Below are 13434 nucleotides of genomic sequence, written 5' to 3'. Positions count from 1 at the left end.
GTTATATTATAGCTCAAATACCATGGAAATCAAACAATAACGGTGATGCATGCGCCACCGTCTTCCCATTTACTTTTTCTTCACTGTATCAGGGATTGCTTCGCCAACGAGTAGCTGGCGGACCATGTTAAAGGCGCTCCAGACCGAATATTCTCGATTTAAATTGCGCTTGTAGCCGAAGTGAAATTTCTTAGCAAAGGTTTCGTTTTCTTTCGTAGCTATTCCAACCCATACTGTGCCCGGAATTTCTCCTTCCAATGAACTCGGACCAGCCGCGCCGGTTAGAGAAACCCCAATGTCAGCATTGAATTTGGCTCGCGCCTTTTCTGCCATTTCAAATGCGCATTCGGCACTGACAACCCCATGCTTCCTAATCGTTTCTTTGGTCACACCCAAAAGTTCATTTTTAATGGTTTCGCTGTATGTGACAATACCGCCTTCAAAAATAGAACCCGCCTCGAACAAGCTAGAAACTTCACTCAAAAATGCACCGCCCGTTAAACTCTCAGCACCGGTAATCTTCAAATCTTTCGAAATCAGCAGTTCCCGAACGATATTCGGTAAATTCTGATCGCCCTCGCCAATGATAAACGGTTGCGTGCGCTTGACGATTTCTTTTTCAATTTTAACAATAGCTTCCTGCGCTTTTTCTTCACTTTTGTGCATGGCGGTTATTTGCACTTCAATTTCCAGCCCATCCGGGTAAAGTTGAACAACGGGGTTCGTTTCCGTCGTCAGCAGGTCCGCCAAATCATGGTTTGCTTGTGCCAGTGTCAGGCCGAATAAGCGAATAATTTTCTTTGCAATCTTTTTATTTTTCAATAGATGCTTGGTAATAACCGGTTTGGTATTTTCGTTAAACATCGGAATTAATTCATCCGTCGGCCCCGGTAATAAGAGATAGGCATGAGTGTCACTTTGATAAAACATCCCCAAGGCAAGACCCGTAACGTTCTCCAAGGGAATAGAATCCAGCAGCGTCAAGGCCTGTAACTGGTTGTTTTCCGGCATGACCAGGTCGGAGTTTTTGTGAAAGGTAATAATCCGATTCTGGGTATCCTCATCCAGAACCAATGGCTTTTTCAGATATTTTGAAAGCGTGGTTTTTACGCTATCGTCAGCGTCAGGTCCGAGTCCCCCGGTAATGACGATGAGATCCGCGTGCTTTTCCGCGCGTTTTAGAGTTTCGGTAAGTTTTTCTGGCTCCTCTGCTATCATGACGGCTTCCGCAATCGTGATTCCAAGTGCCGTGAGTTCCCGCGTTAAAAAAGCTGCGTTCTCATTAACTGCGCGTCCCGTCAGCAGACTGGAACCTACAGAAATTATCTCAGCTTTCATACTTCCATCCCCTTTATCTGTCCGCTTTTGTTGGGTTCAGTTTAGCACAAACCGAAAGGCGTTCAAAAAATAAAGAGCGCCTGACTAGTTGTCAGACGCCCTCCTTCATTCTTATTAATTGTGAGCTGCAACATACGCATTACAGGCTTCTTCACACGCACGGCATGCTTTCGCACATTCTTGACAGTGGTCATGATCATGTTTTTCACATTCATCTGCACACATGCCGCACGCACGTGCACATACTGCTACTAAATCCGGGAATAATTTACTTTCGCGTTGAGAAAAATCCAATACAATCCCACACATATCCGCACACTCTCGGTCCGAACGGATACATTCTGCCATCATATGATCCTCTTTGAGACAGGCATCAAAACACATATTACAAGCCTTTTGACATGCGCGCACCTTTTCCACTAACGTCTCCAATGTAGCATCCATCATCAATCGCTCCTTTTGTTTTGTTCTGTCTTTATGATAACGCTAACAGAACCCCTTTCGCAAATGAAACCCATTTTCACTCACTTTCAAACAATTCGTCAACGGTCGTCTGCAGAACTCGGGCCAAATCAAAGGCGAGTTGTAACGTCGGATCATACTTATCATTTTCAATCGCATTAATAGTCTGACGGGTGACGCGGCACTTTTCCGCCAACTCTTTTTGTGAAAGCTTCAGCGGTTTACGCAAGTTTGCGATTTTATTTTTCACTGCGTCAACCTCCGAATTTTCTTTTGTAATAAAGCAGTGAACAGAAGTAGCAGATTGACATAAAGCCCAGAAATAGCAGCGGACTGAAACCCGCGTAAGGAGTAATGGTTGCATGGTTAAACGATTTGACGAACATTTTTATAACATGATACGCAGCGAAACCGTTACTCGCGATAAATGTAACCCACGTTGCACGTTCTTTAATACGTGCAGATCGTTCGTCAGCTTGTTTGCTCAGAGAAACAAGCATCAGTATATTCAAGACTAAGGGGACAACGACAATTAAAATTAAGATAATATCTAACATTTCATTTCTCCTTTAATGTAAAAAGTATTTTACACTTTCATTATAGCGAGGTACTTTGTCAGTGTCAAATACTTTTGACACTTTAGGGCGTAAGTCTCAACTAGAATGAGTTTTTTTCAATTCTACTTTATACTTTTGGCCAGAAGTATAAAGTAAAACAGGATTTCCGGCATTCTACTTGATACTTCTCATAAAAAATAAGCAGATCCCGTTCGGAACCTGCCCACACTGTTTATTTTTCTAAAATGAAATCACTCTTCGGTTCTGTGACAGTTCTCTTTCTATCGCCCTTTAGCGAAAAGTTCAACAGACGCATCCCGTTCAAAATAACAACGAGAATACTGCCTTCATGAACCAGCATACCGATTGCCATGTTCATCCAATCGCTAAACAGTAAACTGGCCAAGAGAACCAAGACGACCCCGACTGCAATCAGAATATTCTGTTTCATATTGCGCGCCGTAATTTTCGTCAATCCCAGTGCATGTGGTAAGCGGCTGAAATCAGAGTTCATCAACACCACATCAGACGTTTCAATTGCTACGTCCGTTCCGCTCCCCATCGCGATTCCGATGTCCGCTAAAGCAAGTGAAGGACTATCATTGACACCATCACCAACAAATGCGACGATTTGACCCTGCTCTTGCAGCTTGCCAATATAGGCAGATTTATCTTCTGGCAGCATGTGCCCATGCGCTTCGGTCAAACCTAGTTCTGCAGCAACCAAATCAACTGTTCCTTGGTTATCTCCAGAAAGAACGACCAAATCTTTCACACCTAAACGCTTCAATGCCTGCAAATCCTCTTTTACTCCTGGACGAATTTGATCCCGTATTCCCATCAACACGGCTAATTCCCCGTCGACTGCTGTTAAAACAAGCGAATTTCCATTCTTTTCAAAACGAGCGATATCTTGGCGTGCCTGTTCATTCAAGCCTACCTTTTCACGTTCCATCAATGCGACGTTTCCAACCGCCACTCGTTTCCCTTCAACCGTTGCGATAATCCCGCCGCCTTTAACAACTTCTGTGTTTTCGACTGATGAAAATGTTGTTTCGCCGATTTCTTTCAGGACAGCTTTTGCCAATGGGTGGTCCGATTCGCGCTCGATACTGGCCAAGTAACCGAGAATTATTTCTGTATCTTCGTTGTAGTATGCTTTTTCTGCCACTTCTGGATTACCGACTGTCAATGTTCCCGTCTTATCAAATACGATCGTATCGACGCGACTGAAATCTCCGATTACTTCGCTCCCTTTTAACAAGACGCCGTGACGTGCACCGTTCCCAATTCCCGCAACGTTCGATACCGGTACTCCAATCACCAAAGCACCCGGACATCCCAGTACCAAAATAGTGATGCCTAACTCTACATCACGTGTAAATAACCAAGCGACGAATGCAATAACCAAAACGGCAGGCGTGTAGTATTTAGAAAAACGGTCGATAAAACGCTCTGCTTCTGATTTTGAATCTTGAGCCTCTTCTACCAATTCGATGATTTTACCAAAAGTCGTATCTTCGCCGACTTTGTCAGCGCGAATTTGAATCGTTCCATTTTCAAGAATGGTCCCGGCGAAAACGCCCGATCCTTCTATTTTAGTAACAGGGACGGACTCACCCGTTATGCTGGCTTCGTTTATATGCCCTTCCCCAATTAATACCGTGCCATCAACCGGAACGCGCGCGCCTGTCTTCACCAATAAAATGGCGCCTTCGTCTACATCATCCACGTCAACTTCCACAAATTCTCCGTTTTCTGTCTGCAATAATGCACTTTCAGGCGCCATTTCCGTTAAAGAGCGAATAGCGGAACGTGTTTTGTTCAAAGTCCGTTGTTCCAAATACGAACCAAACAAGAATAGAAACGTGACGATTGCGGACTCCTCGTAATTTTGAATCGCAAATGCGCCAATAACGGCAATCGTAACCAATACATCAATACTAATCACTTTTACCTTCAAAGATTGATAAGCCTGAATGGCAATTGGTGTTGCTCCAAGAATTGATGCGATAATAAATGCTGTATTAAAAACGACTGTACTATGTAAGACGAAATGGCCAAACAGACCAATCAGAATCAGAATACCTGAGACAAGCGTGATTTGATTTTTACGTGCTAATATTTCCCTTTGCATAACGTTATTCCTCCATTTTTTATTTTCCGGTGCCTCTTTACACTTATAAGTATAGGTTGGGAGCGAAAAATAAAAATTGACGGGTATCAAGTTTGCAACAAAAAAAGCGCCAATACAGGGGTAAATCCCCGTATCGACACTTCATTAAATACTTTTTACAGCTTCTTCAACAGCGGTCTGTCCGCCCAGCACTTCAAACTCTTTCTTGATCGTGTTGTCACTATGCAAAACAGATACCAATGTTTGTGCGACATCTTGACGCGGTACTTCCGCTACCTCTTGTCCCATTCCGACTGAAACCTTCCCTGTTCCTGCATCATTCACCAGGATGCCCGGATGTACGATGGTCCAATCCAATGTTGTCCGATTCTTCAACCACTCATCGGCATAATGTTTCGCAATCGTATACGTTTGTAGCGCATTTTCTTTTGCCATCTCTTCGTGACCCGTCCGGAACGTACTGACCATGATAAAGCGTTTGATTCCCGCCTCTTCAGCAGCAGTCATTGTTTTTACGGCCCCTTCTAAATCAATTAACACGGTTTGTTCCGGGCTGCTTCCCCCTGCTCCTGCACTGAAAATAACCGCATCTGATCCGCGCATTCCCTCTGCCAGTTCGCTCACTGTATTTTTGGTCAAATCCAACAAGACCGTTTCAATCCCACGTTCTTTAAAGAAGTCCGCTTGTTCTGCATTTCGAATCATCGCAACTTCTTGAATAGCGGCATCATATTTGACGAAATCGGCAAAATGACGCGCTACTTTTCCGTTTGCACCTACAAAAAACACTTTCACAATTATCTCTCCTTTAAATGTTCTTGGTTTTATTGTAACAAACTTATCTGAATTCACCCGTATACCAGCTTGGGATGACATTTTATTGCTGGTTTGGGGAATAATGTCATCACAATTGCATTTACATTATTCTTCTTTATTTTGATTCAACAAGTAAAACGGACTTATAACGACACCTTATTGCTTACATAATTATTAACTACTTTTCAACACTTAAAAAAAGACTAGTATTGAATGTAAATGGCTTTTTAGGAGGAAATACAATGAAATTTCTACGTAGTATGATAGGCTACATGATTGCCGGTATGCTCGTTATGACTGCATTTGATGCATTTGCAGGACAATACGGTATCGTTGGTGGCGTTTTTGCTGCTTTCATCGTGATCGGTCCAATGTGGTTCATGAACCACTATGTTGGTTTAATCCAAAACTTGGATGAGAATGCTTTTGTCGATATGACAATGGGTATTGGTCTGGTTGGTATCTTCAGAGACACATTTATTAAAGGTATGCCTGCTTTGATGGATACAGTTCCAACACTTGCATTAGTTATTTTAGGAGCTGTTATTGCTGGTTTTGTAGCAGCAGCGATTGAAAAAGATATGGAAAAAGATGATCACGTTCCAGCTGATACTGAGCCAGGACCAGGATATGATGCGGATGGAGGAGTTAACAAATGACATTAGGACAAGCAATTGCAACTGTATTTGGAGGATTCCTATTCCCATTTGTCATTCGAATGGTATGGGGTAAAATGGTTGAAACGTTCGGCGCTCCAGGTGGGTGGGTTGCAGCAGCGTTTGTTGTTGGAACGCTTTGGACAATTAACCACGGTTTAGACAATCCAATGATTACACAAAGTGGTGGCGTTTGGATTGATATGGCTGTTGCAGGTGGCGTGGGTGTTTACGTAGCTTCTGCAGTTAAAGGTGGTAAAATTAAAGGCTCATTAACGAACTTGGCGGCAGCATTGGCTGGTGGCGTTCTGGGCGGATTCATTTTATCATTATTCTTATAAGCATATAGCAAAACCCTTTGCGCTTCTCGGAGCGTAAAGGGTCTCTTGTTGTTTCTTTTAATCTGCTAGGCCAACAGTTATATTTTCATAAATCGGATCTTGTAAGATTTTTAAAATAAAGTGAACAGCGGCTGTCCATGAAATTATACTTGATTTAACAGAACCTACTTTCTGTTCTTATTCTGAAATCTACTCGCTTACGTCCCCCAGTATACAAAATAAATAACCTTATCGTCTTATTCTCTTTTTAGCGTAATAAAAGCCAGGGAAATCCACAGCTTCTATCGTTCGTTATTCTCAACTTTCTTGTGTTAAAATACCATCTTCGATTCTATAAACACGGTCACAGTAGCGTAACATACGCTCATCATGTGTTACCATAACAGCCGCTTTTTTACGCGCTTTTACTTCTTTCGCGATTAAAGATACGACTTCGTGTGCACGTTTTGTATCAAGACTGGCAGTTGGTTCATCAGCTAAAATGATTTTTGGATCATTCATGAATGATCGCGCAATCGCAGTACGTTGACGTTCCCCACCTGATAATTGGTGTGGGTACTTATTCATTTTTTCTCCGAGACCGATATCAGTCAGCAATTCTTTTGCAAATTCGCGATCTTCCGGCGTAATTTTACCGCTCATTTTCTTAACAACTAGTAATTGATCGATTACTGTTAAGTAAGGAAGTAGATTTGAAGTTTGCAAGATGAAACCAATTTTTGATAAACGTGCATAAGATAGTTTTTTCTCAGACAATGTTGCGATGTCCTCGCCGTCGATCATTACTTTCCCTTCGCTCGGTTGCAGCAATGCACCCGCTATTGAAAGGAACGTACTTTTACCGGATCCAGATGGTCCGATAATCGCAACAAACTCTCCAGGTTCTACACTTAGAGATAAGTTGTCTAATGCTTTTGTTGTTACATCAGCCTCTGTATATACTTTTGTTACATTCGTTAGTGTAATACCACTCATTATTCAACCCTCCCTAATGCAGTAATTGGATCAATTTTGATAATGCTTCTAATTGAGAACAATGAACCAATTAAACTTGTAGCTAGCAAAATGACGCCGTAAAGCATAACCATATTTGGCAGCAAAGTAAACGGCATGTCTTCTGGCAATACTAATGTCATCAAGTATGTCAGTCCGACACCGATTAAGATGCTGATACCAGATAGCAAGAACACTTCAGAAACAACGCTCTTAATGATAAAACCATTGCTCGCACCGATTGCTTTCATAACTCCAAATTGATTTACTTTTTGAGTAGTCAATACATAGAAGAAGACAGCAATAACAAATGCAGAGATAAAGATTAACAACCATAACATTAAGTTGATTGTGCCACTCTCGGCAGAATAACCCGGAATACCGTTTAATGTTTCTTTGATACTACCTGTTTCGATTCCATCAATGGCAGCAGTCAATTCTTCAGTATCAATGTTGTTACCTTTTAAGAATACAGCACTGATTGGTTTTTCAATACCCATATCTGATCCCGGTACCATGTATTTAAAGCCGCGCAATGTATCCATGGTTACGAAAATAGCCGGCATATGATTCAATGTTTTGTTCGATACAAAACCACCGATTGTATATTCTGTTCCGACACCATTTAAGGTGATTTTGTCATTAAGTTTGAAGCCTTCACGCATCAAACTTTCATCGACTAACACACGGTTCGGTTCCGCTTCATCTAAATTTTCACCTGAGATAGTCTTAGGTTCCATAAAACTTCCTGGCTCAATACCAACAAATAAAACGGCTGTCTTTTTGCCGGTTTCTTCATCAACGTTTACCCCACGATAGATTGCTCCAGCGGCTGTTGCGATACTGGCAGCTTCTTCCACTCCTTCAACTTCAAGAGCTTCTGCTACTACTGACTCCGGTAACGTAGACTTCCCTAGAGTCAATTCTGAATCCTTTTCAAAAATAGCTACATCCAAATCTGAATAACGGATAACTGCCGTTCCTAGGTCGGATAGACCATTTCCTAATCCTGACAATACAAATACGAGCCATGTAATAAGGACGATAATAAATCCAATTAGGAAAAAACGTTTTTTAGAAAACCATAGTTCTTTACGTGCTAAAAACATAAAATCCCTTCTTTCTTCTCTTGATTAATGAAAGCAGGGATAAGCATAACCCAAAGTGACGCTTGTGTCACTAATTTTGTTTTAGAATTCCTTCAAAAAGCATTTTTTTTACATAATAAAGGCGTTGCGCGTTTGATAGTTGTGCTTGATTCGGAATATTGATGATATGAAAAATGGTTTCGATAATCACTATTGGGGGAATATCCGAGTTCAAATAGCCTTCTTTCATTCCGGTAGCAATCGCTTCTTGAATAAATCCAAAGAAACGAACATGCAAATCTTTAGATTTAATGACATTCGGATCGTTTTCATTTTCTTTGGTCCACTTCTGCGTCGGAACCATGGATGAAATCTGGTGCGTTTCAGCATAGCCAAATACTAAATCAATCACCCCATCTAATTTCTGAAGATAATCTGTTGGCCATTGCGTCGTTTCAACCTGCTCGACAACTTCTTCAAGCTTCGCATTTAAGTAGGCATTTAACAATTCATCTTTGTTTGAAAAATGCTTATATAACCCGGTCCGCGTTATATCTAATTCTTTTGACAAAAGCTGAAAAGTAAAGTTAGCGTATCCGACTTTTAAAATGAGATCATGGGTTGCCTGGTACAATTCTGCTTGGGTAAATGTTTTTTTACGTGCCATTTTTTCTCCTTTCACGAAGACTACTCCTTCTTATAGTATACTCCTTCAGCACAAATGTGTGCTGAAAAAAATGCAGACTCGTCAATCGAGTCCGCATTTTTTCATTAGTTTTCCAGTGATTTATACGCGACAGCCAGGCCTTTTTGTACGCCTGGTCTTTCAGAAATACGTTTCGACCATTCCATTACATGCTTGTAGGAGGCGACATCCAAGAATTCTGCCGAACCTTCGTAAAGGTCTCCCATCGCTAAACGACCATACCATGACCAAATCGCGATATCCGCGATTGTATACGTTTCGCCAACAATGTACGGACGCTCTGCCAATGTTTTATCTAATAGATCCAATTGACGTTTCGTTTCCATCGTAAAGCGGTCAATCGGATACTGCAACGGCTCCGGTGCATAAGCAAAGAAGTGCCCGAATCCACCGCCGACATATGGTCCCGCTCCAACTTGCCAGAATAACCAGTTTAATGTTTCCGTCCGTTCGTGAAGGTCGTTCGGAAGAAGCTTGTTGAATTTCTCAGCCAGGTAAAGAAGGATGGAGCCGGACTCGAAAATATTAAGGGGTTTATCCGCACTATAGTCGACGAGTGCCGGAATTTTTGAGTTCGGATTGATTTTGACAAAGTCTGAACCAAATTGATCATCTTTTCCAATATTGATGGTATAGACATCATAATCCGCATCCACAATCCCAAGTTCTTTCAACTCTTCAAACATAATGGTTACTTTAATTCCGTTCGGTGTTCCCAATGAATACAACTGGAAAGGCGCCTCGCCAACCGGTAACGTTTGCTCAAAACGGGCACCCGCTGTCGGACGGTTTCCACCTTTATTCAATTCCTCGTCTTCCCACTTCCACACTTTCGGTTTCTCGTATGCTGTCATTATGCCACTCCTTACTTTTAGTTTTTAACATTATCATACTATTAATGCACCCTTCTGCCTATAATTTAGCTTTTTTAAAAATAGTCTGCACCAACGTGAGTCTAAACTCAAAACTTGTGCAGACTTTGTTCAATAGTCTGCACAAGTTCAGCTATAATCAAAAAGTTGTGCAGACTATCCGGGAATGTCTGCACAACTTTGCCGTTTATTCGTTAAGTTGTGCAGATTCTTTACTACCAAGCTGTTTATGGATGAGTCTTTTTGAAACTAATCCATCACACCACTGATAAATTTGGTGCACACGTTGCTTTTCAAGCGGAAATAGTAAATCTAATTCGGTGATGGAACGCTTCAAGCTATTTTTCTTGAGTTCGTTAAAGCCACAGTCGCCGCAAATCAGATTTTTCGCATGATAAGGACGCATAGCCACCCGACAGTTCGGGCACATGATTCCAGACGCTACCGTTTTGCTGCTGTAAGGTGGTAATTTCCGATAGGGATTATCTGCGACATGACACTGCACCAAACGCTCACCCAGTTGAATATCTGAGCGTTGAATAAATCTCCTATTTTGACGGCGAAGTCCCTCGAAAAACTTGGGCAACTGATGCGCCATTAAAATAGGATCCTCCTGGCGCAAACCATACAGACATACACCCGGCCCCATAAAAACCAATCGCATTTCTACTGGAACGGAAATACGCAAATTCCACAGCACCCGTTCGAGAATTTTCCGCGATCGATTTAATTGCGCCAATGGACATGCGGAACCGCCCAGGAACTCACCATTATTCAAACGAAATGCACCGGTCCAATTCTTTACTTCAAATAAATACAGCACACCATCACAAATATACAACGCATCCACTTGGCATAACTTCCCATCGGCAGACAATACCAAATCATTCACGCGTACCAAATGACTTTCGTACTCAGCGCCTATACAATCAAACGCCCGCTCTCCCATCTGTCCCGATTCAGAATTCCAAAGTTGACGCTCCATTTCCGGTGAAAATAACAGGCGACCTTTTAATGCTTGTAAAATTCGCAGCTCAATTGCTAATTCGCGTTCTCTTAATAACACATCAATCCCCCCTTACATATATATAAGCAAAAAAACGCGAAAAGCTTTTTTTAAATAAAATATTTTTGCGATATAATAAATAAAACGCTTTTAAAAAAGGGGAGTCTTCAATGTCTGGAATATTTGGATTGTTCTCATCGCTTATTTTCATTACGGTTGCTGGAGGGTTTTTATTTATTATCATTACCGGACTCATAACTTGGAATCGCAATAACAAATCACCGCGTGTGACGGAAGAGGTAGTTATTGTCGCAAAACGCACCCATGTGAACCAGAACAACGGTGCAAGCGGCACACTGCACCCACACAGTTCCACTACTACATCTTATTACGTTACCTTTTCGTTTGCGGATAACGCGCGCAAAGAGTTTCTTGTCAGCGGTAAAGAGTATGGGCTTTTAGCGGAAGGTGACGTAGGGGAATTATCGCACCAAGGGACTCGCTATTTAGGTTTTGAACGATTTTGATGATACAAAATAAGCGCGTGGGAAAGTTAGTCTTTTCCCAGGCGCTTATTGTTAACGTACTAGTAAATTTTGGGCGAGCAAAGTATCAATAATGACGTGATTACAATAGCCACCCGTCAAAGTCGCGTGGACGCCGTTTACTTTGTTGGTCCCACTCGCAATGAGGATACTATGCTTAATATCTTTCAATTCTTCCAACTGAATACCAACCGTACGTTTATTCAGCTCTTCGTCGACAATCTTGCCTTCGCTATCAATGAAACGCGAGACGATGTCGCCGGTCGCATGTTTTCGTAAACTCTCTTTTTCTGAATCTGTTAAATAATCCAACTGGAATAACAAAGCATTTTTCCGAACCGTTCCCGCACTGAACACGGCAATATCCGCTTCTCGTCCTAATTTTAAAATACGGCTCATAAAGCGATCGGATTCCACAATCTCCTTCGTTTCTACCTCATCAAAAATGGTAGGTAACGGCAAGTATTGCGGACGCGCGTTCATAACATTGGAAAAATTATTGATTGCTTGATACGCATACGTTTCTGCATGCGATAAGCTCACGCTCCCTTTTAGTTGCACGACATTGACCCCTGTCGGCGCCTGGTAACTTTCCTCTTTTAAAAGTGTAACCAGTTGTTTGGACAGCTCATTAATTGTCTTACCCCAACCAATTCCAATGGTGGTATTTTCTTCGACTAAGGAAAATAAATAATTCGCAGCATACGCGGTGACTGCTTCCAATGGATCCTCGAAACCATCATAACTGTCCGGTACCACCACAATGTCCGTTTGGTATTTCTCACTCAGTTTCTCACTCAATTCAATCGCTTTTGCATAAGGATTGTGAATTGCAATGTTTACGATTTGATTTTCACGTGCATATTGGAGAAGTCTTGAAACAGTCGGTCGTGATAAATCCAACTTCTTGGCGATTTCCTTTTGATCAAGGTCATCAACGTAGTAGAGCTTTGCGACCTCGACACTCTGCGAGATACGCTTAATATCAAATTTATCTTTCAATCTTCTCACCTCTTTTTGTAATTCGTTTACAAAAAATTTATAAAATAAATAAAAGCTATCGTATAGAAGCGGCGTTCCAACGCGTGGAACACCACTTCTAACACTAGCTTTTTTATTAGTTACTCATGATTTCAACGGTACGGCTCAAGCCAAGACGGTTTGCGCCAGCAGCCATCATTGCTTCTACATCTTCAATTGTACGGATGCCGCCTGATGCTTTCACACCAACGTTTTCGCCAACTGCCTCACGCATTAATTTTACGTTTTCAACTGTTGCGCCAGCACTTGCATAGCCTGTTGAAGTTTTTACGAAATCAGTTCCTGCTTCTTTAGAAAGTTTAGAAACTGTCACGATTTGCTCGTCATTTAGGTAAGCTGTTTCGATAATTACTTTCAATAATTTACCTTTTGCATGAACTGCATCCACAACGGCTTTCACATCTGCTTGAACGAATTCAAGGTTGCCATCCAACATTTCACCAATGTTGATAACCATGTCGATTTCTTCTGCTCCAAGGTCGATTGCTTCTTGTGCTTCAAACACTTTGGAAGCTGTCGTTCCAGCACCAAATGGGAAGCCGATAACCGCGATTGGTTTTACGGAAGTGCCTTCTAGTTGTTCTTTAACAAATGGAATCCAGTGTCCGTTTACACAAACCGTTGCTGTTTCGAATTGTTTTGCTTCATCACAAACGCGTTTCACGTCTGCACGTCTTGCGTCTGGGCTTAAAATAGTATGGTCAAAGTATCCTGCTAAATTTTTAGTAGTCATGTTGTTACCCCTTTCAACTTATAAACCTCATTATAGAGTTCTAAATTTAAAAATCAATTATTTTTTACATTATTTCTTAAAATATTTGAAATAATGTAAAATCAGTTGCGGGGGTGTGGAGTTGATATTCAATCTCGTACACA

16 protein-coding genes are annotated in these 13434 nt (G+C 41.6%); 3 read left to right on the top strand and 13 right to left on the bottom strand.

The features are described 5' to 3' along the window. Nucleotides 1–69: 69 nt before the first annotated feature. The 6 genes from G7058_RS07510 to G7058_RS07485 all read right to left on the bottom strand — a co-directional run bounded on the left by G7058_RS07510 (nucleotide 70) and on the right by G7058_RS07485 (nucleotide 5289). The gene (locus G7058_RS07510) at nucleotides 70–1338 is read right to left on the bottom strand and encodes a competence/damage-inducible protein A (RefSeq protein WP_166062944.1); all 1269 of its coding nucleotides are present in this window, start codon (nucleotides 1336–1338) and stop codon (nucleotides 70–72) included. 114 nt (nucleotides 1339–1452) lie between these two features. Next, nucleotides 1453–1785, bottom strand: coding sequence for a four-helix bundle copper-binding protein (locus G7058_RS07505; protein ID WP_166062943.1), 333 nt, complete (start codon nucleotides 1783–1785; stop codon nucleotides 1453–1455). Between the two features lie 73 nt (nucleotides 1786–1858). Continuing rightward, on the bottom strand, nucleotides 1859–2050 hold the full coding sequence (locus G7058_RS11825; RefSeq protein WP_193567953.1) for a helix-turn-helix transcriptional regulator: 192 nt from the start codon (nucleotides 2048–2050) through the stop codon (nucleotides 1859–1861). A gap of 4 nt (nucleotides 2051–2054) precedes the next feature. Further along, complete coding sequence (locus G7058_RS07495; RefSeq protein WP_166061624.1) at nucleotides 2055–2357, bottom strand: hypothetical protein; 303 nt, start codon at nucleotides 2355–2357, stop codon at nucleotides 2055–2057. A 232-nt stretch (nucleotides 2358–2589) separates the two neighbouring features. Then, the gene (locus G7058_RS07490; RefSeq protein ID WP_166062941.1) at nucleotides 2590–4494 is read right to left on the bottom strand and encodes a heavy metal translocating P-type ATPase; all 1905 of its coding nucleotides are present in this window, start codon (nucleotides 4492–4494) and stop codon (nucleotides 2590–2592) included. Nucleotides 4495–4638: 144 nt separating this feature from the next. After that, on the bottom strand, nucleotides 4639–5289 hold the full coding sequence (locus tag G7058_RS07485) for an NAD(P)-binding oxidoreductase (RefSeq protein ID WP_166062940.1): 651 nt from the start codon (nucleotides 5287–5289) through the stop codon (nucleotides 4639–4641). Nucleotides 5290–5552: 263 nt separating this feature from the next. Here G7058_RS07485 and G7058_RS07480 point away from each other — a divergent pair, with 263 nt between their 5' ends. After that, nucleotides 5553–5969 (top strand): Lin0368 family putative glycerol transporter subunit, encoded by a 417-nt coding sequence (locus tag G7058_RS07480; RefSeq protein WP_166062939.1) that lies wholly within the window; start codon nucleotides 5553–5555, stop codon nucleotides 5967–5969. After that, nucleotides 5966–6307: a Lin0368 family putative glycerol transporter subunit gene (locus G7058_RS07475; RefSeq protein ID WP_166062938.1), complete on the top strand. Its 342-nt coding sequence runs from the start codon at nucleotides 5966–5968 to the stop codon at nucleotides 6305–6307. The genes G7058_RS07480 and G7058_RS07475 overlap by 4 nt, the downstream gene beginning before the upstream one ends. Nucleotides 6308–6604: 297 nt before the next feature. Here the strand turns inward: G7058_RS07475 and G7058_RS07470 are convergent, their stop codons facing one another. From G7058_RS07470 to G7058_RS07450, 5 genes are all read right to left on the bottom strand, one after another. Next, nucleotides 6605–7282: an ABC transporter ATP-binding protein gene (locus tag G7058_RS07470; protein ID WP_166062936.1), complete on the bottom strand. Its 678-nt coding sequence runs from the start codon at nucleotides 7280–7282 to the stop codon at nucleotides 6605–6607. Beyond that, complete coding sequence (locus G7058_RS07465) at nucleotides 7282–8409, bottom strand: ABC transporter permease (protein WP_166062935.1); 1128 nt, start codon at nucleotides 8407–8409, stop codon at nucleotides 7282–7284. The genes G7058_RS07470 and G7058_RS07465 overlap by 1 nt, the downstream gene beginning before the upstream one ends. A 70-nt stretch (nucleotides 8410–8479) precedes the next feature. After that, nucleotides 8480–9070 (bottom strand): TetR/AcrR family transcriptional regulator, encoded by a 591-nt coding sequence (locus G7058_RS07460; RefSeq protein ID WP_166062934.1) that lies wholly within the window; start codon nucleotides 9068–9070, stop codon nucleotides 8480–8482. An 89-nt stretch (nucleotides 9071–9159) separates the two neighbouring features. Then, nucleotides 9160–9948, bottom strand: a complete 789-nt coding sequence (gene yghU, locus G7058_RS07455; protein ID WP_166062933.1) for a glutathione-dependent disulfide-bond oxidoreductase — start codon at nucleotides 9946–9948, stop codon at nucleotides 9160–9162. Between the two features lie 205 nt (nucleotides 9949–10153). After that, on the bottom strand, nucleotides 10154–11032 hold the full coding sequence (locus G7058_RS07450) for a nuclease-related domain-containing protein (RefSeq protein ID WP_166062932.1): 879 nt from the start codon (nucleotides 11030–11032) through the stop codon (nucleotides 10154–10156). A gap of 110 nt (nucleotides 11033–11142) precedes the next feature. On the opposite strand from G7058_RS07450, the gene G7058_RS07445 reads away from it, so the two are divergent. Continuing rightward, the gene (locus G7058_RS07445; protein ID WP_166062931.1) at nucleotides 11143–11499 is read left to right on the top strand and encodes a DUF2500 domain-containing protein; all 357 of its coding nucleotides are present in this window, start codon (nucleotides 11143–11145) and stop codon (nucleotides 11497–11499) included. A gap of 51 nt (nucleotides 11500–11550) precedes the next feature. Here the strand turns inward: G7058_RS07445 and G7058_RS07440 are convergent, their stop codons facing one another. Beyond that, a complete protein-coding gene (locus G7058_RS07440) occupies nucleotides 11551–12519 on the bottom strand; it encodes a sugar-binding transcriptional regulator (protein ID WP_166062930.1) in 969 nt (322 codons plus the stop codon). A 115-nt stretch (nucleotides 12520–12634) separates the two neighbouring features. After that, a complete protein-coding gene (gene deoC / locus G7058_RS07435) occupies nucleotides 12635–13291 on the bottom strand; it encodes a deoxyribose-phosphate aldolase (RefSeq protein ID WP_166062929.1) in 657 nt (218 codons plus the stop codon). Between the last annotated feature and the right edge of the window lie 143 nt (nucleotides 13292–13434).

Source organism: Jeotgalibaca porci (genome assembly GCF_011299095.1).
Taxonomy (GTDB): domain Bacteria; phylum Bacillota; class Bacilli; order Lactobacillales; family Aerococcaceae; genus Jeotgalibaca; species Jeotgalibaca porci.
Note: the sequence above shows the minus strand (reverse complement) of the source record. Positions and strands in the feature narration are given on the sequence as shown.

Bases quoted from the DNA above. Each gene is read 5' to 3' on its own strand.
- G7058_RS07445 (WP_166062931.1), top strand. From the start codon at position 11,143: ATGTCTGGAATATTTGGATTGTTCTCATCGCTTATTTTCATTACGGTT.
- G7058_RS07490 (WP_166062941.1), bottom strand. From the start codon at position 4,494: ATGCAAAGGGAAATATTAGCACGTAAAAATCAAATCACGCTTGTCTCA.
- yghU (WP_166062933.1), bottom strand. From the start codon at position 9,948: ATGACAGCATACGAGAAACCGAAAGTGTGGAAGTGGGAAGACGAGGAA.
- deoC (WP_166062929.1), bottom strand. From the start codon at position 13,291: ATGACTACTAAAAATTTAGCAGGATACTTTGACCATACTATTTTAAGC.
- G7058_RS07470 (WP_166062936.1), bottom strand. From the start codon at position 7,282: ATGAGTGGTATTACACTAACGAATGTAACAAAAGTATATACAGAGGCT.
- G7058_RS07465 (WP_166062935.1), bottom strand. From the start codon at position 8,409: ATGTTTTTAGCACGTAAAGAACTATGGTTTTCTAAAAAACGTTTTTTC.
- G7058_RS07510 (WP_166062944.1), bottom strand. From the start codon at position 1,338: ATGAAAGCTGAGATAATTTCTGTAGGTTCCAGTCTGCTGACGGGACGC.
- G7058_RS07475 (WP_166062938.1), top strand. From the start codon at position 5,966: ATGACATTAGGACAAGCAATTGCAACTGTATTTGGAGGATTCCTATTC.
- G7058_RS07495 (WP_166061624.1), bottom strand. From the start codon at position 2,357: ATGTTAGATATTATCTTAATTTTAATTGTCGTTGTCCCCTTAGTCTTG.
- G7058_RS07480 (WP_166062939.1), top strand. From the start codon at position 5,553: ATGAAATTTCTACGTAGTATGATAGGCTACATGATTGCCGGTATGCTC.
- G7058_RS07505 (WP_166062943.1), bottom strand. From the start codon at position 1,785: ATGATGGATGCTACATTGGAGACGTTAGTGGAAAAGGTGCGCGCATGT.